Below are 19,900 nucleotides of genomic sequence, written 5' to 3'. Positions count from 1 at the left end.
TCAAGCAAAAGGCCCTCCCCCGGCGCGCGGGAGAAGGCCTCTGGAAGACCGGACAAGCGTCCGGAACCCGACAGCAGAAATTCGGGAGGGTCTAGTCTTCGGATTCTTCGGCCCCGCCCTCGGGATCGATGATGGCGTCCGCGATCAGACCGGCGTTCTGGCGGATGGCCAGTTCGATCTCATCAGCGATTTCCGGATTGTCCTTGAGGAACTGCTTGGAGTTCTCCCGGCCCTGGCCGAGACGCTGGCTGTTATAGGAGAACCAGGCACCCGACTTCTCGACAATATTGCCCTTCACGCCCAGATCGATCAGTTCACCGGTCTTGGAGACGCCTTCGCCATAGATGATGTCGAACTCGACCTGACGGAAAGGCGGCGCCAGCTTGTTCTTGACCACCTTGACACGGGTCTGGTTGCCGATGACCTCGTCCCGGTCCTTGATCGCGCCGATACGGCGGATATCAAGGCGGACGGAGGCGTAGAACTTGAGCGCGTTGCCGCCGGTCGTCGTTTCCGGTGACCCGAACATCACACCGATCTTCATGCGGATCTGGTTGATGAAGATCACCATGCATTTCGACTTGGAGATCGACGCGGTGAGTTTGCGCAGTGCCTGGCTCATCAGGCGCGCCTGCATGCCCGGAAGGCTGTCACCCATCTCGCCCTCGAGTTCGGCCTTGGGCGTCAATGCGGCCACGGAATCGACCACCAGAACGTCGATGGCACCGGACCGCACCAGCGTGTCGACAATCTCGAGAGCCTGCTCGCCGGCATCGGGCTGCGAAATCAGAAGGTCGTCGATATTGACCCCCAGCTTGCGGGCGTAGATCGGATCCAGAGCATGCTCCGCATCGATAAAGGCACAGATGCCACCGACCTTCTGGGCCTCGGCAACCGTATGCAGAGCCAGCGTGGTCTTGCCCGAGGACTCCGGCCCGTAGATCTCGACAATCCGGCCGCGCGGCAGACCGCCGATCCCGAGCCCGATATCAAGGCCGAGGGAACCGGTCGAGACGGATTGTATCTCGACGACCTGTCCCTGGCCCATCTTCATGATGGACCCCTTGCCGAAGGCGCGTTCGATCTGGCTGAGCGCTGCATCAAGCGCTTTTGTCTTATCCATCTGGCTGCTTTCTACGAGACGAAGTGTACTTTGTGACATGGCTTACGCTCCTTATTCCACGATGGACCCGCCGTTTCAATGAGAGCCTTTGTACACTTTTTGTTCTCATTAATCAAGAACCCGGAACTGATTGGCATTAAAACGAAAATGCTCTTTTGTTTCCAGTATGTTCTATTTTGAAACTTAAAAATTGACGTAACGTAAGTTTAAATGGAACAACCGGTGACGAAGGTCGGGAACAGAATCACGTGCCCGTTCTGACCGATGCTTGCCGCTTCGCGGTTTATCTGCTAGCCCGCGCTTTCAACACCTGTCTGCATCCGGCCGGCCCGAGAAGTCCCGGTCCCTGGCCCAGTCCCCGGCCTAGTTCTTGTTTCCATCCCCGGTCCCGGGCCGGCTGTTTCGAAGAGAAGTGCCCTGGCCGTGACGCCCGCTCATACCCGCCCGGTCATCGCGATCGGCGCCCTCCACATCGACACGATCGCCCATGCGCGCGAACCCATCCGCCCGGAAACCTCCACGCCCGCCCGCCTCGCGTCGCAACCCGGCGGTGTCGCCACCAACCTCGCCCGCGCCCTGGCGCGTCTTGACACACCGGTCCGGCTGGTAGGGACCGTTGGCGACGACAGCGCGGCCGATTTGCTCACCAGGCGGCTGACCGGCGAAGGGATCCTTCTGTCCGTGCTGCCGCGCCCCGGCTTTGCCACGGGGCAGTATCTTGCGCTGCATGATCCCTCGGGCGCCCTGGCAGCGGCCTGTGTCGACGACCGGGTGCTGGCCGAAGCCCCGGCGGACCTCTTCGACGACCTCGTCACGGGCCTGGTTTCAACACCGGCCGATGACACGATCTGGTTTGCCGACGCGAATCTGCCCGAAGCGATGCTGGTCCGCCTTGCAGACCGGATCGGGCCGGGCCGCCTGATCGCCAGTGCGGTCTCGGAAGCCAAGTCCGCGCGGCTGAAACCCGTTCTGACGGCTCTCGATTGCCTGATGTTGAACCGCGGTGAAGCCGCCGCCCTCACCGGCCTGCCGCCTGACGCAGCGGCCCAGCACCTTGCCGACGCCCTTGAACAAACCGGCCTGCACAGCTTTGTGATGACCTGCGGCGCGCAAGATGTCCACGTTCTGGAAGCCGGCACGATCCGCACGTTCGCACCGCCGAAGACAGGACCCGAGACCGTGATCATCGATGTCACCGGTGCCGGGGATGCCTTGATCGCCGGCATGATTGCAGCCCGGGCGCGCGGCCACGGTCTGTCAGACGCGGTTCCTTTTGGTCTGGCGGCAGCCGCACTCACCCTGGCAAGCACCGGCGCCCTGGCGGAAACGCTCTCGTGGGACGCCCTGCGCCGCGTTTGACCAGCCGGACAAATACGGTCTTGGCGCCTGAACGCCCCGCGCCTATAAGACCCGCCAGAACCGTTTCTCCCGCTCCTTTTCCCGCTCCGGCCTCGGCCCCGAGCCGGACCAGGACAAAGAAAGGCCGCTTGCCGTGACCAGCCCCGCCCCCTCCGCCGCTCTTGCAGATCTGATCGTCCACAACGACGAGGTGCGCGACGCTCTAGGGGCCGGAAAGCCGGTGGTCGCCCTCGAGTCGACCATCATCACCCATGGCATGCCGTTTCCCAGGAACGTGGAAACAGCCCGGCAGGTTGAGGCTGACATTCGCTCCGAGGGCGCCGTTCCGGCGACCATCGCGCTGATGGACGGCAAGATCATGGTCGGCCTGTCCGATCCCGACCTCGACCGCCTCGCCAACGCGGACAGCGTCATGAAGTGTTCCCGTGCGGACCTGACATTCGCGCTGGCGACCGGCTGCCATGGCGCGACAACCGTCTCGGCAACCATGATGGCGGCCCATGCAGCGGGCGTGAAGGTCTTCGCCACCGGCGGCATCGGCGGCGTGCACAGGGGCGCGGAACAGAGCTTCGACATTTCCGCCGACCTCGACGAACTCGGGCGCACACCGGTCTGCGTCGTCTCTGCCGGCGCCAAGGCGCTGCTCGACATTCCAAAGACCCTGGAAGTTCTGGAAACGAAGGGCGTGCCCGTTGTTGCCTTCGGCACGGACGAACTGCCCGCCTTCTGGTCGCGGCAAAGCGGCCTTGATGCGCCATACACGATGAACACGGCTGCCGAAATCGGTGCGTTGTTGAAGATGCGCGCCAATTTCCCGGACCATGGCGGCGTATTGATCGCCAATCCGGTTCCGGAAGCCGTTGAAATTGCCCGCGCGGAAATGACGGGGTTCATCGAAACCGCTCTCCAAAGGGCGACTGCGGACGGCATCAGGGGCAAGGATGTCACGCCATACGTGCTTGGCGCCATATTCGACCTGACCGGCGGTCGCAGCCTTGAGACCAACATCGCCCTGGTGCGCAACAACGCCCGGCTCGCCGCCCGTATTGCGGCGGAGCTGGTCTGACGTTTCCGGGATATCCAGACGGGTGATGCCCCCAGGTCACTGGCTTTTCTCAAAATATGCGCGCCGGAACGAAATGCCCTTGTTGCAATCGGCGCCTAAGCATGAACGGTTCGCGCAAGGCAACAGCCACTCGGGACCACCATGTGCGCTCGTAACCCGTTGACAGAGCGGCGTAAGCCTGCCCTAACATGCACACATGTGAAGAAAACCGGACGCAGCGGCATGCCCCATCAAACGCCGCCGTCCCTTGAGGAGGTCAGACATGACAGACGCTGCAGCACCTGAAACCCCGGGAAACACGGTCGTTCCGGCCGGCGGTTTTTCCCCGCTCCAGTATCTTGACCGCGCCCTGTCGACTTTGCGCGATATCGGCATCTCTCCCGAAAGCGAAACGGATGCGCCGATCAATGCGCTTCTGGAACAGATTTCGGACCTGTCTCCCGACAAAGTGCTGGTCATCACGCGGACCCTGTCCCAAACCTCCAATTTCAACGAAGTCGTGCGCTCCCAGGTCCAGCAGATGGATATCGGCGAGCGGTATGAGGAAATCACGGAAGCGTTCAACTCGATCCGGGACGACGCCAAGGCGCTGGTCGACCAACTGGCGGACGGCAAGATTTCCTTCATGGAAAACATGTCCAACACGTGGCGCGACATGCGCCGCGGCACCATTTCCGACCGGTTCGACGACATCCGCAGCACCAACAAGGAAGTTGCCAGGGCGACCAAGGACCAGATCGAGCGCGAGCAGACCATCCTGGAAGCCTACCGGGATTTTCGCGGCGCGCTGAAGCAGGCCGAAGTGACCGCACTTGAAGTCCTCAACATGGCAACCGAAAAACTGGCCGCGACAAAAGCGGCGCTCGAGGCCGCGTCCGCGGAAGTGGAAGCCTATGCCGGAGACGATCCGGCCAGCAAGGCCCGTCTGGAACTGGCACGCGACGAGCGCCTGCGCGAGATGCAGGACGAGGAAAAACGCTACCAGATCGCCAAGGATCTCTCCGACAACCTGACCATCGGCTACAACACATCGGAAGTGATCATGGCGCGGCTGATGCAGACCACCAATGCCAAGGAACGGGTCTATGCCCAGTCGGTCAGCTTCTTCTCCACCAACGAATCCGTGCTGACTGCGCTGAACGCCTCCTTCACCGGCCTGCAGGGTCTGCACGAAAGCACCGAAACGTTGAACGCCATGAAGGAAGGCATCAACAAGAGCCTCGAGACCCTGGCGGATATCGGCGATGCCGTCCAGAAGGAAGCCCTCAAGGCCGGTTACGGCCCGACGGTTGCCGCCGCTTCGGTCAAGAAGCTGGTCGATTCCGTCGTGAACTTCCAGGTCCAGTCCCGTGAGATCATCAACGAGATGCGCGACATGTCGACGAAGAACTCCGAAGAAATCCGCAACGCGGTGGAAGACGGCAAGCGGCGGCTGGCCAAGCTGACCGCAGAGGGCCAGGCCCTCTAGGCCAGCCGCCCTTCAAGACAGCCAAGGACCGACGGACCGGGCGAACGCCCGATCCGCCCCGCTGGAGAAGAACCCTGTTCATGGCACTCAAATCAGACGCCCCGCTCGATGACCTGATGATGGCGATGGACGTTGTCGACACCCTGCGGCACGAAGCGGGTCAGGTCACCCGGGAACTGAAGACCGACGAGCGCGATGCCGCCATGATCGAGCGGCTCCGCCAGGTCTACGCCTCCCAGGGGATCGCGGTTCCCGACCACATCCTGGAAGCCGGCGTGGAGGACCTGAAACGGGACCGGTTCGTCTACATGCCCCCGGCCGCCGGCTTCCAGCGCACGCTGGCGATGATCTATATTTCGCGGGGGGTGTGGGCCAGATGGCTGGTTGGCGCCCTCGCCCTGCTCGTGGTCTGTGTCGCCGCCTGGTATTTCATCGTCAAGCTGCCCGCGCAACGCGCCGAAGCCGACCTGCAGGCCCGCCTTCAGGCGCTGACCGGAACCTATTCGGAACTGGTCGGCCGCATCGATCTCCTGACCGACAATCCCGATATCGAGGCCCGGGCCGCGCGTCTTGCCGATGACGGCCGTCTGGCCCTGTCGGACGGCAAGAACGCGGCAGCTTTCAAGGCGGAAGCCGACCTGCGCAAGCTCGCGGCACAGCTTCAACAGGTGTTCGAGGTAAGGATCATCTCGCGTGAGGGCATTCCGACGGGCGTGTCCCGCATTCCGGAAGCAAATCCGGATACGGAGAACTATTACATCGTGGTCGAGGCCATCGATCCCGACGGCAACGTCGTCAAGCGCGAGATCGTTTCCGAGGAAAACAGCGAGGCCGAACTCGTCGACAAATGGGGCCAGCGCGTTTCGGACACGATCTACAACGCGGTCCGTCGGGACAAGATGGAAGACGGCATCGTGCAGAAAGGCGTGCTCGGCCAGAAACGGCGGGGCGAGCTGGACATCAAATGGCGCAGCGGCGTTCAGGACGGAGCGGTGACAAAATGGTAGCGCCAGGCAGGACCGGACCGGGCTCTCGGGAGGCGATGAAATGCTGACGGGACGTCAGACCCTGGGCACGATCGAGCAGTCGCTTTCCGACCTGCGCCGGGAAGAAGCCGAACTGAGCAAGCGCATCGAGCGCTCCACCCGCGCCCTGACCGACCTGCAGGAACGGCAGAGCGAAGCCTATCGGGACCTTGCCCGGTTCCGGCTGGACACGGACAGTGCCGGAACGCTGAACACCCGCCTGGACAGTGCCGCGCGGGAAGCACGACGGCTGCTGGACAAGCGCAGTGCCGACTACAAGGTCTTGAGCGACCAGTTGCGCCAGAGCGAAAGCGAACGCGCCCAGTTGCAGAAAAAGCGCGCCGAGCTCGACGCGACCCGCGACGCCTCCGAAAACCAGATGAACGAGCTGATGGAGGCGGTCGACAGCCGCCTGGAGGGGGATGCCGCCTATCAGGCCCAGCGCGAGAACACCGAAACGGCGCAGGCCACGGCTGAGGCAGCCGCTTCAAAGGCAGCCACCTCCGAACAGGACCGCCAGCAAAAGGGAAAGGCCTATGAAGCCGACCCGCTGTTCATGTATCTCTGGAAAAGGGGCTACGGCACTCCGGAGTACAAGCGCCGCGGGCTGGTGCGCTCTCTGGACCGCTGGGTTGCCGGGCTGATCCGGTTTCACGATGCCCGCGCGAATTACGCCATGTTGACCGGAATTCCGGAGCGCATGGCCAGGCATGCCGAACGTTGCGCCGAAATCGCGCTTGAAGAACAGGCAAAACTGGCTGAATTCAGCCGCAATGCGATGACCGACGCTGCCGGAACCGACCTGGTCGGCATGATCGAGGATCTCAGCGGCGATGTCGATCTGATCGATGGTCAACTGGACACCCTGGATCGGCGCATCGACACGCTGGCCGGTGCCCTCGCGGAATTTTCCGGCGGCGAAGATGCCGATTTCCAGAAAGCGGAGGAGTTTCTGTCCGTGTCGCTTCAGGCGGACGATCTTCAGGATCTGTGGCGCGCGGCGCTCGATACGCCGTCTCCGGACGATGAGAAAATCGTCCGGCGGATCGAGGACCTGAAGGAACGGGTTGAACAGATTACCCGGGAAATCCGGCAGGACAGGGAGTTGCAGCGGGACATCGGCCGGCGCCGGGCGGAGCTGACCGATGTCGTGAAACGGTTCCGGTCCCAGGGCTACGGAAGCTGGGAATCCACCTTCTCCGACGACCGGCTGACGACGGTCCTTCTGGGCGAACTGGTCAAGGGAGCGATCACCGGAGCCGAATACTGGTCGCGTGCGGAACGCGCCCACAAGCGCCGCAAACCCCGTGGACGGCAGATTGCCTTTCCGAAAGGATCGGGCCTTCCCAAATCCATGGGCGGCTTCGGCGGACGCAGCAGCGGCAAGGATTTCGGCGGCGGCGGCTTCGGGCGTGGCGGCAGTTTCGGCGGCGGCGGTTTCAAGACCGGTGACAGTTTTTAGATCCGGTCTTGCAACCATGGACACGTTCAGACGTTTCCGCCCCGTTACGGTCACAAGGCTTCGTTAGCACAGTCGTGTCAGTGTGTGGACAGACCGGACGGCGCGGTTTGCTTTGCTGTGCCACGACCCTGACTTATACTGAGACGTGCACTTTGAATGACATTTAGAACCCCGGGATTGCCAATGCGAAGACTTCTCCTCATCAGCCTGTGCGCACTTGCCCTGGCCGCCTGCCAATCCGGAACTTCACGCCGTTCGTCCGTGCAGGACCAGCCGCAACTGAACGTCCCGGCAGGTGCCCAGTCGGTCAGCATCGCCGCCTCGCCGGCAATGGTGCACGCCGCGCTCGTTTCCAGCGCCCAGGAACGCGGCACCGTGGTGATCCAGGACGAGCCCAACATGATCGTCATGGAGCGCGCGATGACCGGTGAAAATCCGGCGCTCGATACCCAGTTCGGTCCCTCCGACAACGGTCAGCGGGTCATTCGCATCCGGGTCCGGTTCACCGGCGCGCCCTGCCAGACGCTTGCGGTCCAGGATCTTGCGGTGATCAACAACGTGCGCACCGCACTGGAACAGAGCTTCGTGCTGCCCGGCAATCCGAACACCCTGCAAAGCCTACAGGGCCTGAAGTCCCGCGCCGAACAGAACAGCCCCTGCCCGCCGCTTTCGTCCTGAGGACGGCCTGATCGGGCACCCGGACGGCTTGGGCTGAAGACCCTGGTGACGGCGTGGCGGCGCACCGGGAGGGTGAGCATCACTCATAGGAGCGACCCGCGTACTCGCGCTGGTCGTTTCGCCGTTCCCGGCCACGGTAGCGTATATGCGGCTCCAGCAACGCGGACGCGGATGCGCTCAGAGCCGGATCCCTGTGCGCCAGAAGTCCGGCGACATGCGCAGCCGCCGGGCTGGCACCCCGGATCCCGCAAGATCCGGCGGCCTGCGGACAGGCTCCGAACGTCGCGTGAGGCAGATCCAGTCTGGACAGTTCGCCCGGCGCGCAGCGCGCATCGCCCTGTACGGACACCACACCATAGAGCGCCGCAGGATAAACCGAACCTCCCTGCGCCGGTGCAGAGGCCACGATGATGGCGCCTTCCCGTTGCAGGCGGGCAATGGCGATCGCCAGGTCCGCGCTCGAGCGGGTCATGCCGAAGGCGCACAGCACGATGTCCGGCGGATCTTCCGCAAGCCAGGCCAGCGCGTTGCAGATGGCCTCCAGAGACGTCGACAGCCGTCCCGGGAAGACGACCGCGTTCAGCACGTCAACGGCGTTCGCCCGCGCGCGGATGGTCCGCGTCATGGCCACCGCGTGATCGCCGGAATGCGGTGCGCCGTCGGCTTCGCAGAACCAGTCTTGCCCGGCCAGATCCGGCCACGCCGGTGGCAAGGCACCGTCGACGAGGCCGATACGGGTCATCCCGCCACCCCTGCGGAGCCGGCAAGATCCGCGTTCAGGTCGAATTCCCCGTAACGGGCGGCCGTTCCATGGGTGACGACGATCCGGGTGCGGTCCGCAAAGCGCGCATCGATCCGCGCCATGATCCGGGACACACGGCCGCCGTCGACTTCCGACAGGCATTCGTCCATCACCAGCACCTTGAAGGGCTGCAGCAGCGCGCGGGCGAGACACAGCCGCTGGCGTTCCCCCCCGGACAGATCGAGCCCGCCCTCGCCCAGCCTTGTGTCGAGGCCGTCAGCGCCGAACCTTTCCTCCAACTCGACAAGACGCAGCAGGTCCCGCATCTGCGCTGCGCTCGCCTCGGGCGCTCCAAGGCGGAAATTGTCCTCCAGCGTGCCGGAAAAGACATGACCCTTTTGAGGCACCAGGGCAACGGCACGGCGCAGATCCGCCAGCGCCAGACGGCGCAGATCGATGCCATCGAGCAGGATCGCCCCTTCTCCCGGGTCGTCGTGGCGCTGCAGAAGCGACAGGAGCGACGACTTGCCCGCCCCGGAAACACCCCCAAGGCGCAGCTTGCATCCCGCCGGAATGCTCAGGCTCAGGTCGGAAAAGAGCGACGCTGCCTCGGCCGGCGCATAGGATATTCCGGCAAGAACCAGCGCGCCGCCTCCCGGGTCGAGCCGCTCGGGTGATGGCGGATCCCTGACATCGGCCTTTGCGCTCATGATCTCGTCGAGGCGATCGAGGGCCGCCTTCATGCGTGCCTGGCCGTGCCAGAGCGAGATCAGCGACTGCATCGGCCCGATCAGGAAACCGAGATAGGCGGTGAAGGCGATCAGGGATCCCAGCGGCAAGGTGCCGTCGATGACCGCAAGTCCGCCGACCAGGAACACCGCGCCGCGCAGGAGCGCCGTCAGCACGGTGGGAACGGCACGGGTCACCTCGTTCCAGATCTGCGCCGACATCAGCGCCGCGACAAGACCCTGCTGCCTGACCTCGATCCGGCCGGCGGCCCGCTCCGTGGCATTGAGCGCACGCAACGCGCCAAGCCCGGTGATGGTTTCCGCCAACCCGGAGGCCAGGTGCCCCCGAGCCTGGCGAACCTGCCGGGCCCGGGCCAGGGTCACCGGCCGCGCCCGGGCGAAGAACACAAGCTCCACCGGTGCCAGCACCAGTGCCAGCAGGGCCAGTTGCGGCGCTAGCACGAACAGCATGACCAGCCCGCCAGCCAGCCTCAACAGGCTGCCGCCGCCGGTCACGAGCGCGGCGAAAGTGAACTGCTGCACCTCGCCCGTATCACCGTCCAGACGGCTCATCAGTTCGCCCACCTTCTGCCGTGCCTGCCAGCGGGGCGACTGCGCCAGGATCCGGCCGACGGCCGCACGGCGCAGATCCGCCAGAAGCCTTGCGGAAAAGCGCAGGTGAAACAGGGAATTGAAGGCACCGAGCGCAAGCGCCACGAGGCCGACGGCGAACAGGACCGCCACATAGAAGACCAGCGCCTGCCTGTCCCCGGCAATCAGACCCCGATCGATCACCAGCTTGGTCAGATAGGGCGGCACCAGCGCGGCCATGGCCGACACGAGGGAAACCGCGAGAAGCCCCGCCATCGGCCACCGGTAGGGCTGCACCAGCGGCGCGAGCCAGACCGCCTCTCGGCGGCCCACCAGCCGGTCGAGCAGTGCGCGCAGCAGCGGTTTCCGCTCCACTGGGGCCGGCCTCGTCGCTGCCGTCAATGGCACAGCCTGCTTCATGCATCCTCTTTCATGCTGCTGCCCATGGATCTTGTGGCCCTTTTCGCGAACCATCAACGCGTTGCGGAAACGCCAGTCAGATCCAGGGCGCCGTCCCGGACTGGATCCGGGACCCGTCTCCAGACCCGGCCAACGGGCCCGGCCACCGACACCTGCCACTGGCCCCCGGCTCGAGGCCGGGGCAGCAGATGACGACGGCATCTTCCGGATCCGGCAGGAGCAGATGTACCTTTACTAACTCCCCGTGCTGATCACATGCAGCGTGCCGGCGGCCATGTCGCCGCCCGACGGCAGCAGGATCTCGCCGGTCCGCTCCAGGGTCTCGGCGTCGTAGATGCCGATATCGTCATTGGTGCCGCCGACATAGAGTTCCTTGCCGTCCGACGAGATGTTGATGCAGTAGTAGGTGTGCGGCAGGTCGACCCGTTTGATCAGTTCCTTCGTCTCCAGATCGTGCTTGGAGAGCTGGGTGTAGACCCCGTAGAGTTTGGACGTGTCGTTCGGATCGCGCACCGCGGAGAACATGATCACCTCGAAGCTGGTGAAATCCGCGATCTCGGCCTCCCCCGTTTCCAGGTCCACCGATTGATACCCCCAGATGAAATCGGCGATCTCGCTCTGCGTTTCATCGGTGAACTTGGCCGCCGAATAAAGCAGCATGAATTCATCCGCCTGGGTGCCAATCGGCCAGAAAGCCAGCACATCGGGCGTGGAATAGGTCGGCCGGTCCCAGGAGGCATTGGCGATCTTGACCGTGGTGTCCCCCGTCTGCGGGTCGAAGGCATAGACCTCGTGACCGCCCGCATAGACCTCGCCGTTCTGCCCCGCCGCCATCACGGTGACGCGGCGCGGACTTGCGAAGGAGCGCGCCGGTTCCGCATCCAGACCCGCGCCTGTGTCATAGACGGCGAATTCCGGTTCCAGGACCTCATAGCGGTCGGACAGGATCCGCACCGGGTTGCGGACAGTGTAGAGTTCGGTTCCGTCCCTGGAAACGGCCAGAGAGGCGATGCTCTTGCGCCTTATGTCGCCTTCCGACTGGTGCGCGGAGAACACCATCTCGCACGTGGCAAGCTCGATGCCGAACACATCCTCCCAGCGGTTGCCGAGGATGTAGGCGACCGCATTGTCGGGCGACATGACGATCACGCCCGGCATCAGGTTGAAGTCGAGTTTGCAGTCGGTCTCGATGGTGCGGGCCTTGGCATCGATCACATAGAGCCGGTCCGGTTTGGCGACCGTGACGATCATGTCCTTGGCCTGCGCCGGCAGGGCGGTCAGGCCCAGAAAAAGCGCGGCCGTGGTTGCTGCGATCAGGTTTCGCATGGACTTTCTCCTAGATCTCCTGGCACTGGCCAGTCAGGTTTCGCTGTCGGACGGGAACACGGTGCCGAGCGAGCGCCAGTCCTTGCCGGCATTATCCGCGTCCGCGTTCCAGTCCTTGTAGGAATTCATCGTGTCCGGCACCTGGGCCGGCCACCAGCACGGGTCGGAGCAGCCGTAAAGGTCGGCTTCCATCGGCTGGCACAGGGCGGCAACGCCGCCGAAGGGATCGACCTCCCAGCCCGGGTCGAGGGTCGAGGCACAGCCGGCGACCACTGTCTGCATGGCCCGGACCTCGTCCATCTTGTCGGTTTCGACTGCCTTGACGACCCGGTCGGCCTTCTGGTTCAGGGGTTTCAGGTGTCTCATTTGCCGAATGCCCTCCGCGGCATGATGTGATCGGAAAAATAGGCCGGAGCCCCGGCGATCAGTTCGCCATAGACGCCGATGCCGAAATCGACCCAGTCGCGCATCAGGTCGCAATAGTGATAGGTCGGCTTCATCGGATCGGAAAAATGGGCGTAGCTCTCGTGGTAGCAGCCGCCTGCGCAGATGTTGCGGATGCGGCAGGTCGAGCAGCCCTTGTCGGTGCGGTCGGCCCGGTCCTCGATGAACCGCGCCAGCTTCTTCTTCTCGATGCCGCCCTCCACCGTTCCGAACGTGTCCATGTCCGACCCGGTGAAACGGTGGCACAAGTTCAGACCGCCCTCATGATCGACGGCCAGCATGCCGAGCCCCGCCCCGCAGGGCAGTGCCTTCGAGCGGCCTTCGTAAAGATCGCTCATGAGCTGATGCATGTTGGAAAAGCCGATATTGCGGCCTTCCAGCGCAGCGTCGCGATAATGGCGCCCGAGCCGCTTCATGTCCTCGAAGACAGCCACCAGTTCGTCTCCGCTCAGGTTGAACGGCGTCACAGGCCCGGAACGTCACCGGCGAGAAACCGACTTCGTGAAAACCGATCTCGTTCTTCAGGTGGTCCCAGATGTCGTAGACGGCGGTCACGCCCCGTGTGAGCGTCACCCGGCCGCCCACGGGACGGGAGGTGTAGCGCTCCAGCAGCATCTTCGTCTTGGACGCGACGACCTCATAGGTGCCCTTGCCGCCGACGGTCTTGCGGTTGCGGTCATGAAGCGCCTTCGGCCCGTCCATCGACACGGTCAGGCCGAAGCGATGGGCGTTGAGCCAGTCGATCGTGGCCTCGTTGAGCAGCGTCGCGTTGGTGGTCAGCGAAAAGTCGACTTTCTTGCCCAGAGCGCCGAAACGCTCTTCCGCGAAGGCCACAACCTCGCGGATCAGCGGCAGGTTGCTCAAGGGCTCGCCGCCGAAGAACACCACATTGTAGCTGTCCCGGTCCGGGCTTTCGGCGAGCAGCAACTCGATGGAGCGTCTCGCCGTCTCGAACGCCATTCGGCGGCTTTTCGACGGGGTGTCCAGATCCTCCTTGTAACAATAGGTGCAGGACAGGTTACAGCCCGTGTTGACGTTGAGGACAATCGTCGTCAGGGGAAAGTTCTCGATGTGGATCGGCGGCCGCTCCGCCCTTGGCGGGCCGCCGTCCGTGACGATGTCGAGATCGAGCAACGAGCGGATCCGCTCGGTCACCAGCTCCGGCGCGACCCGGCCCTCGAACCGTGACCGGATGTCGGTTTCCGAGACCCTTGAGCGGTCCTCGAAGAGATCGATCACATCGCTGTCCAGGCGGTCGATCTCGAACAGCGACGTGGTCGGTACGTGAAAGAGCAGATGCCGCCCCTCGACCTCGACCCGATGCGCGTTTTGCGGCTGAAAGAATAGATAACCCATGGAACATATCTCCTTTAGCGGATCGGGGGATCGACCCAGCGCTGGACCGTCACGATCAGTTGGCCTTCACCGGTGACCTCGCCGAGCGTCGCCAGAACCTTCAGATTGCCGGCATTGTTGGTGGAAAAGGGCCGCTCGGGATTGGGGCCGGCAACCGCCGGCATGAAAATCCCGAGGGTCCGGTCCATCTTGCCGGCATGGTCGACATCCTTGAGCTGGTCGGCTTCCTCGTTGAACGGGGCGACCGACCAGGTGGCCGGCACCACACCGATGCGGATATCGTCCTGGGTTCCGATCTCGCCGTCCGGTCCCTTCCAGTAACCGACCGCCTCGAAGCGGGCCGGCACCTTGCCTGCGGAACCGCCTGCCCCGCCGACACGGGCCAGTCCGAACGCCGGCTCGACCCTGAGACTGTCGACGTGGCTGTAAACCGTCAGCGCGTCCTCTTTCGCCGCGCCGGCCGAGGCAACACTCACGCCGCCATCGGATCCTGCCGCCGGGCTGACCGCGATGGCCGCGCCATAGGCATTCGCGATTCCTCCGGAGGCCTCCAGCGCGCCTGTCAGATCAACCTCTGACAGCCCCGTGCCGACAATCTGGACGCTCGCGTCCGATCCTGCGGCAAGCGTGGACGGCACCACCCCGGCAATCGCGGGTGATGCCCCCGCCCTGACCGCGCTGAAGGCACCGCCGAGACTGTCCTCGGCATGGAGAAACTGGCGTCCGGAGAGGCTGCCGCCGTCTTCGGAAATCGCCAGGATTTGCCGGTAGGCCGTGCCGCCGATGTCGAGATTGGCCCGCCACTCATAGCCGGTATAGACGTTGAGCTTGCCGGATACGGGCAGTTCTTCGCCCGCTGCCGTCACCAGCGTTCCGGAAACCGCGTAAGGCTGTGTCTCGCCGGACACCTCGAGGCTGCCATAGGCCTCGCCCTGTTCCGGCAGGCGCGTGGTGAACACCCAGGAACCTGTTGCCTCCGGCTTTTGCGCCGCAGCCCAGGCTGTCCAGGCCTCCGTTTCCAGCGGGTAGCGCTCCGCCAGAAGCGGCACCACCTCTTCGCGGGCCAGCTTGAGCCAGTCGCGGTCGCGCCCGAGGGCCTGGTATTCGAGGGTCGGGTACTGGCCGACATGGAAATCGATATGAAGATCCCATTCGTCCTGCGTTCGCCGCTGCAAGGCAACCCGCGCGGCGGAATGGCAGCGCGCGCACATTTCACCGAGCGGAGCACCAACTTCCTCGACGACCGCGGGCTCACGTTCCAGGATATAGCGGTAGCCTTCGGTTTCGGCCGGCGCGAGGCCCTGCGTGTCGGAAAGATAGTGCACCAGCCGGCTTTGCTCGTCCGGCGTGATCTCCATGCCGTGGAAGAGGCGCATGCGCACGATGGTCATCAGCCAGCCTTCCGGCGTTTTGCGCTGCCCCTCGATGCGACTGAGCGCGCCAGTCTCACCGGCCATGTGACAGCCGCCGCAATTTTGTTCCAGCAGCGCGACGCCGTCCTGCGCGCCCGCTGCCGCCGGCATCAGCAGCATCACACCGGCAAACCTAGCGAGATACGCCTTTCGCAATCGTCTGATCATGCTCTATCCCTCATTCTGGTCGCTTGTTGTGGGGGCTGGTGGACTTCGGAGTGATGGCTGGCGTGCCGGAACAGACCCCGGCTCTCCATCCAGTCCAGCGCGGTACGAAGCGCGGCGGACGGCGTGGCGGGAACGGGCGCGCGCCCTGCCTCCGATCCGATAAATTCCGTCAGCGCACTTATGGGTATCCCGGCCACGAAGGCCACGCCGTCCGGATCCAGCGGCGTTGTCAGGACCTCACGTTCCACCAGACGGTTGTTTTCAACGACGACGCGCCAGCTGAGCGACACGCCGTCCTCTCGCCGATGGGCCGGTCGATCGTCCGGCCAGGCCGCGCGCCGCGCCCAGAAAGACGCCTGCATCAGGCCCTGTTCGAGGCGGTAGAAATCGCGGCCGATGCGGGCCTGACGCCAGAAAGTGTCGACCACCCGGCCGCGATGGAAACGCCGGGCGAGATCGCGGCCCCGGTCCGGCGTCTCCAGAACGCTCAGCACGCACGGCACGGCGGCAAGAGCGGAGGACAGCGCCCAGAACAGGCCATGGCCGGACAGCGGGTCGATGGCGACCGCCGCATCGCCGACCGGGATCACCGGCAGGCAAAGCTCCGGTGCCGACAACACCAGCCCGGCGGACCTTGCCGTGAACGTCGCGTCGAAGCCCCTGTCCCTGAAGAAGTCCCTGACCCTGAAACGATCGCGCACCGCCGGCTGGTTCAGGAACCGGGCCATCCGCCTTTCAAGCGCGGCCGCACCGGTCCCCTCCAGATCCTCCATATCGATGCAGATCTGCACGCAGCGTCCAAAACCGGGCGCTTCCGCGCTCCACAGCCATCCGTCCGGCGTCGATGCCACGAATGTGCCGGCCTGGTCACCGCCTTCGGGCAGAAATCCGCTGATCGCCAGCGTCTTCGGGCCCATAAGCCGTTGCGCGGATCGGGCCTGGCGCCCGCGTGCGTCGACCATCAGCCGCGCCGAAACGGTTTCACCGGTGGACAGCCTGAGCTGTACGCCCTCTTTGGGATCGGAACACAAAGTGCGGGCAATTCGCGCCGTCCGAAGCCGGGCGCCCGCGTGTCTGGCAGCCTGTCTCAGGGCGGTGTCGAAGAGGTCGCGGCGCACCAGCCGCTCGCCGTTCGGCGTGCTTGCCAGACCGGCCCAGGCCACGGAGCGGGCCATCGGCTCGCTGGCGGCCGCCAACGGCTGTTCAAGTCCCCTGGCGCGGAGCAATTGCACGACCCGATCGCCCAGGCCTTCCAGGCGCGGCCGGCTCGTCTCCGGATCGACCATCACAACATCAAGCCCGGCACGCGCCAGCTCACACGCTGTGAATGCACCGGCGGGACCGCCGCCGGCAACGACACAATCGTAATTGGTCACCAATACTGTTCCCTCGTCCGGCCGCCCAAGTTTTCAAGGTGCGGCACGGATTTCTCTGTACCCGCCATTAAAGCGAGCGACCGTTCGGGACTTCTCGACAATTTCGGCCAATCTTTTGCCTGACAGCCGAAACCCGTCCCGCTCAATTGCAAGCGGCCGGAATATTTGGTGTAGTTGCATCCTCAGCTTGCCGGGTACTGCGGCAGGCGGACGCTGAAGAGGCTTTCGTTCGGGGCGCGGACGAGAGCGAGGGTGAGAGGCAAGGGCAATGCCGAAAACCGCTACCATCATCTCGGGCGCATTGAACGGCCTGCAGGCGATGCTGGTGCAGAAGGGTCTGGAGCCGGCGGCTCTGGGCCGGCAGAGCGGTGTGCCCGTCGGCGCCTGGAAGGACTCCAGCCACGAAATTCCGCTGTTTGCCTTTGTGGAGATCTACGAGCACGGCGCGGCAATGCTCGGCCAGCCCGGTGTCGGCTGGCAGTCCGGCCCGCTTCTCGACCTCGCCGATCTGGGGGAACTGGGCGACGCCCTGCTGACCGCCGCCACTGTCGGTTCGGCGCTCAGGACATTCGAGCGCTTCATCCGCTACATCCAGAGCGAGACCGACCTGCAGCTTGCCGTCGAAGACGGTGTCGCCACCCTCACCTACCGCATTCTCAACCCGGATATCTGGCCGCGGCGCCAGGATGCGGAATTCACCCTGTCCGTTCTGACGGAGCTGATCCGCCGCGGCGCCGGCGACAACTGGCATCCGGATCTTGTCTGTTTCGAGCATTCCGCCGCACGCTCGCAGTCGAATTTCCTGTCCGCGTCCGGCAGCTTCTGTCTGTTCGACTGCGAGACCAACGCGCTGAGCTTTCCCGAAAGTGTGCTCTCAAGACCGATGCCCAGGGACGATACCGGCCGCCACCGCCGGGTCCTGAAAGTCCTCAGCCGGGAACTGGCCAGCAGGGTGCGGGCCAATTCCATTGCCGCCCGGACCCGAACCGCGATCTACGAGAGCCTGGGCACCGGCGCCTCCGACCAGGAGACCGTTGCCAGAAGGCTCGGCCTGTCGCGCCGCAGTCTCCACCGGCACCTTGGCGAAGAAGGCACCCGGTTTTCCATCCTTCTTGACGAATGCCGCTACCGGGTCGCGCGCCATGCCCTGATCGACACGCCCCACTCGCTCGCCCAGATCGCCTGCGAACTCGATTATTCGGACCAGACCGCCTTTGAGCGTGCCTTCAAGCGCCGGACTGGCATCACCCCCAGACAGTACCGCCAGACATTGTTCCGCAAACCCCTGCTCCAGGGGTAGGTTCCGGTCAGCCCGCCGCCAGTTCGGGATGGTCAACTGACGGTGTATGGCAACGGGTGTTTCCCGCCCGCTCGGCCTATCCCCGCCCGACCAACGGCATTTTTGTCGCCATCACCGTCAGCGTCAGCACATTGACGTCAAGCGGCAGGCCGGCCATGTAGACGACCGCGTCGGAAACATGGACCGGATCGATGGTCGGCTCGGGTGCCATCTCGCCATTCGCCTGGGGCACGCCGCCGCTCATCTTCGCGGTCATGTCGCTGGCGGCATTGCCGATATCGATCTGGCCGCAGGCGATGTCGAACGGCCGTCCGTCGAGCGCCGAAGACTTGGTCAGTCCGGTAACGGCGTGCTTGGTCGCCGTATAGGGCGCGGAAAACGGCCGCGGCGTCGTCGCCGAGATCGAGCCGTTGTTGATGATCCGCCCGCCGCGCGGCGTCTGTGCCTTCATCAGCCGGAACGCCCCTTGCGTACACAGGAACGCCCCCGTCAGATTGGCGGCGACCACATCGTTCCAAACTTCGAAGGGGATGTCCTCCAGCGGCACCGCCGCATTGGAGATGCCCGCATTGTTGACCAGAAGATCCAGCCGGCCGAAGGTCTCCTCGATCCCGTCGAACAGCGCGCGCACGGAGACCGGATCGCCGACATCGGCGGAAATCCAGGAAACCTCGTTGCCGGTTTCCCCGCTCAGCTCGGCCGCGGCCGCTTCCAGGACGTTCCTTGCGGCGACCGGTCAGGACCACCCGCCAGCCGACCGCGCTCAAGCCCCTTGCGACAGCCTTGCCGAGGCCGGTGCCGCCGCCTGTCACCAGGGCAACCCTGCCCGTTACATCGAATTTTTCAGTGCTCATGTTCCCTCCCTTTCATCCTCCAGATGGATACGGATGATGTCATCAAAGCCGGTTTCGGCCTTGAAACCCAGTTTGGCTGCCCGCCGGGCGTCGAAGTCCTGCGGCCATCCCGCGACAATCCTGTCTATCAGCGGGTCCGGCTCCCGGCGGATCAGCCTGACGGCCGCGTCTCCCGCGACCCGGCGCAGTGCCGCGATTTCCTCGGCCACCGTTGCCGACAGACCCGGCATGGTCAGGCTGCGGCGCGGACCGACCCTGCCGGTATCCAGACGCGCCGCATGCACGAAAAACCCCACCGCCGACCGGGGGCTGGCAAACCAATGGCGCACACTGTCATCGACCGGCAGCACGGCTTCCTCGCCCTTGAGCGGTTCGCGCAGGATGTTGGAAAAGAACCCGGACGCCGCCTTGTTCGGTGTTCCGGGCCGGATGCAGATCGTCGGCAGGCGCAGGCCAATGCCGTCAAGAATGCCCTTGCGCGTGTAATCGGCCAGCAGCAGTTCGGTGATCGCCTTCTGGGTACCGTAGCTGGTCTGCGGTGCCGTCAGGAAATCGTCGTCGATCCTGTCGGGAAATGGTGCGCCGAACACCGCCAGCGAGGACGCGAAAATCACCTTGGGACAATAGGGCGCGCGCAAGGCTTCCGTGCGGATCGCCTCGAACAGCCTCAAACTGCCGTCCAGATTGACTGCATAGCCTTTCTCGAAATCCGCCTCCGCCTCGCCGGACACGATCGCCGCCAGATGAAAGATCACGTCGGGACGCGCCGAGATCAGCTTTTCGGCAGTTGCCGGTGCCGCCAGATCCACCGTCAGCGCCGTGGCAATCCCCTCAAGCGCTGGCGGCACGTCCGGCGCCAGGGCATCCGCCAGCGTCACTTCGGAAATCTCGTGGCCCAGAACATCGGGTTCCGCGGCGAGCCGCCCTGTCAGTTTCCGGCCGATCATGCCGGCGGCGCCGATGACGAGAATATGCATGGGAGCTCCCGGGAGTTCGCTGGAA

The 19,900-nt window shown here is 64.4% G+C and carries 17 protein-coding genes and 1 pseudogene; 7 read left to right on the top strand and 11 right to left on the bottom strand.

Annotated features, from left to right (window positions below; translation table 11 throughout):
• Positions 1-91: 91 nt before the first annotated feature.
• Positions 92-1,162, bottom strand: a complete 1,071-nt coding sequence (gene recA, locus AC0VX3_RS11035; protein WP_475524742.1) for a recombinase RecA — start codon at positions 1,160-1,162, stop codon at positions 92-94.
• 384 nt (positions 1,163-1,546) lie between these two features.
• Here recA and AC0VX3_RS11030 point away from each other — a divergent pair, with 384 nt between their 5' ends.
• From AC0VX3_RS11030 to AC0VX3_RS11005, 6 genes are all read left to right on the top strand, one after another.
• On the top strand, positions 1,547-2,482 hold the full coding sequence (locus AC0VX3_RS11030) for a PfkB family carbohydrate kinase (RefSeq protein ID WP_475524741.1): 936 nt from the start codon (positions 1,547-1,549) through the stop codon (positions 2,480-2,482).
• A 133-nt stretch (positions 2,483-2,615) separates the two neighbouring features.
• Positions 2,616-3,548 (top strand): pseudouridine-5'-phosphate glycosidase, encoded by a 933-nt coding sequence (locus AC0VX3_RS11025; protein WP_475524740.1) that lies wholly within the window; start codon positions 2,616-2,618, stop codon positions 3,546-3,548.
• Between the two features lie 262 nt (positions 3,549-3,810).
• Positions 3,811-5,016: a cell surface protein gene (locus AC0VX3_RS11020; RefSeq protein WP_475524739.1), complete on the top strand. Its 1,206-nt coding sequence runs from the start codon at positions 3,811-3,813 to the stop codon at positions 5,014-5,016.
• 80 nt (positions 5,017-5,096) lie between these two features.
• The gene (locus AC0VX3_RS11015; RefSeq protein WP_475524738.1) at positions 5,097-6,023 is read left to right on the top strand and encodes a DUF6384 family protein; all 927 of its coding nucleotides are present in this window, start codon (positions 5,097-5,099) and stop codon (positions 6,021-6,023) included.
• A gap of 40 nt (positions 6,024-6,063) precedes the next feature.
• Positions 6,064-7,503 (top strand): coiled-coil domain-containing protein, encoded by a 1,440-nt coding sequence (locus AC0VX3_RS11010; protein ID WP_342892131.1) that lies wholly within the window; start codon positions 6,064-6,066, stop codon positions 7,501-7,503.
• A gap of 183 nt (positions 7,504-7,686) precedes the next feature.
• Positions 7,687-8,181: a hypothetical protein gene (locus AC0VX3_RS11005; protein ID WP_342892130.1), complete on the top strand. Its 495-nt coding sequence runs from the start codon at positions 7,687-7,689 to the stop codon at positions 8,179-8,181.
• A 79-nt stretch (positions 8,182-8,260) separates the two neighbouring features.
• On the opposite strand, the gene AC0VX3_RS11000 is transcribed toward AC0VX3_RS11005, so the two are convergent.
• From AC0VX3_RS11000 to qhpG, 8 genes are all read right to left on the bottom strand, one after another.
• Positions 8,261-8,923 (bottom strand): S8/S53 family peptidase, encoded by a 663-nt coding sequence (locus AC0VX3_RS11000; RefSeq protein WP_475524737.1) that lies wholly within the window; start codon positions 8,921-8,923, stop codon positions 8,261-8,263.
• A complete protein-coding gene (locus AC0VX3_RS10995) occupies positions 8,920-10,617 on the bottom strand; it encodes an ABC transporter ATP-binding protein (protein WP_475524736.1) in 1,698 nt (565 codons plus the stop codon). The genes AC0VX3_RS11000 and AC0VX3_RS10995 overlap by 4 nt, the downstream gene beginning before the upstream one ends.
• 279 nt (positions 10,618-10,896) lie before the next feature.
• Entirely contained in the window at positions 10,897-11,988 is a 1,092-nt protein-coding gene (peaD, locus tag AC0VX3_RS10990) for a quinohemoprotein amine dehydrogenase subunit beta (protein WP_475524735.1), read from the bottom strand.
• Between the two features lie 33 nt (positions 11,989-12,021).
• Complete coding sequence (qhpC, locus tag AC0VX3_RS10985; RefSeq protein WP_475524734.1) at positions 12,022-12,354, bottom strand: quinohemoprotein amine dehydrogenase subunit gamma; 333 nt, start codon at positions 12,352-12,354, stop codon at positions 12,022-12,024.
• Entirely contained in the window at positions 12,351-12,770 is a 420-nt protein-coding gene (locus AC0VX3_RS10980; RefSeq protein ID WP_475524733.1) for an SPASM domain-containing protein, read from the bottom strand. Before AC0VX3_RS10980 ends, qhpC begins: the two co-directional genes overlap by 4 nt.
• The gene (locus AC0VX3_RS10975; protein WP_475524732.1) at positions 12,694-13,788 is read right to left on the bottom strand and encodes a radical SAM protein; all 1,095 of its coding nucleotides are present in this window, start codon (positions 13,786-13,788) and stop codon (positions 12,694-12,696) included. The genes AC0VX3_RS10980 and AC0VX3_RS10975 overlap by 77 nt, the downstream gene beginning before the upstream one ends.
• A gap of 14 nt (positions 13,789-13,802) precedes the next feature.
• Positions 13,803-15,368, bottom strand: a complete 1,566-nt coding sequence (peaA, locus tag AC0VX3_RS10970; RefSeq protein WP_475524731.1) for a quinohemoprotein amine dehydrogenase subunit alpha — start codon at positions 15,366-15,368, stop codon at positions 13,803-13,805.
• Positions 15,365-16,744, bottom strand: a complete 1,380-nt coding sequence (qhpG, locus tag AC0VX3_RS10965; protein ID WP_475524730.1) for a flavin-dependent monooxygenase QhpG — start codon at positions 16,742-16,744, stop codon at positions 15,365-15,367. The genes peaA and qhpG overlap by 4 nt, the downstream gene beginning before the upstream one ends.
• Positions 16,745-17,012: 268 nt before the next feature.
• Between qhpG and qhpR the strand changes: the two genes are divergently transcribed.
• On the top strand, positions 17,013-18,044 hold the full coding sequence (gene qhpR, locus AC0VX3_RS10960; RefSeq protein WP_475524729.1) for an AraC-like transcriptional regulator QhpR: 1,032 nt from the start codon (positions 17,013-17,015) through the stop codon (positions 18,042-18,044).
• 76 nt (positions 18,045-18,120) lie between these two features.
• On the opposite strand, the pseudogene AC0VX3_RS10955 reads toward qhpR, so the two are convergent.
• Both AC0VX3_RS10955 and denD read right to left on the bottom strand, forming a co-directional pair.
• A pseudogene (locus AC0VX3_RS10955) lies at positions 18,121-18,898 on the bottom strand (SDR family oxidoreductase).
• Complete coding sequence (gene denD / locus AC0VX3_RS10950; RefSeq protein ID WP_475524728.1) at positions 18,895-19,875, bottom strand: D-erythronate dehydrogenase; 981 nt, start codon at positions 19,873-19,875, stop codon at positions 18,895-18,897. The pseudogene AC0VX3_RS10955 and the gene denD overlap by 4 nt, the downstream one beginning before the upstream one ends.
• Positions 19,876-19,900 lie beyond the last annotated feature (25 nt).

This window comes from Roseibium sp. QJM3NY_11, from assembly GCF_056173175.1.
The sequence above is the reverse complement of the archived record's forward strand: the minus strand, read 5'-3'. Positions and strand labels throughout refer to the sequence as shown.

Coding starts and splice junctions, on each gene's coding strand:
- peaD (WP_475524735.1), bottom strand. CDS start 11,988: ATGCGAAACCTGATCGCAGCAACCACGGCCGCGCTTTTTCTGGGCCTG.
- AC0VX3_RS11010 (WP_342892131.1), top strand. CDS start 6,064: ATGCTGACGGGACGTCAGACCCTGGGCACGATCGAGCAGTCGCTTTCC.
- AC0VX3_RS11015 (WP_475524738.1), top strand. CDS start 5,097: ATGGCACTCAAATCAGACGCCCCGCTCGATGACCTGATGATGGCGATG.
- denD (WP_475524728.1), bottom strand. CDS start 19,875: ATGCATATTCTCGTCATCGGCGCCGCCGGCATGATCGGCCGGAAACTG.
- AC0VX3_RS11005 (WP_342892130.1), top strand. CDS start 7,687: ATGCGAAGACTTCTCCTCATCAGCCTGTGCGCACTTGCCCTGGCCGCC.
- qhpC (WP_475524734.1), bottom strand. CDS start 12,354: ATGAGACACCTGAAACCCCTGAACCAGAAGGCCGACCGGGTCGTCAAG.
- AC0VX3_RS10975 (WP_475524732.1), bottom strand. CDS start 13,788: ATGGGTTATCTATTCTTTCAGCCGCAAAACGCGCATCGGGTCGAGGTC.
- AC0VX3_RS11000 (WP_475524737.1), bottom strand. CDS start 8,923: ATGACCCGTATCGGCCTCGTCGACGGTGCCTTGCCACCGGCGTGGCCG.
- recA (WP_475524742.1), bottom strand. CDS start 1,162: ATGTCACAAAGTACACTTCGTCTCGTAGAAAGCAGCCAGATGGATAAG.
- AC0VX3_RS11020 (WP_475524739.1), top strand. CDS start 3,811: ATGACAGACGCTGCAGCACCTGAAACCCCGGGAAACACGGTCGTTCCG.
- peaA (WP_475524731.1), bottom strand. CDS start 15,368: ATGATCAGACGATTGCGAAAGGCGTATCTCGCTAGGTTTGCCGGTGTG.
- qhpR (WP_475524729.1), top strand. CDS start 17,013: ATGCCGAAAACCGCTACCATCATCTCGGGCGCATTGAACGGCCTGCAG.
- AC0VX3_RS10980 (WP_475524733.1), bottom strand. CDS start 12,770: ATGAGCGATCTTTACGAAGGCCGCTCGAAGGCACTGCCCTGCGGGGCG.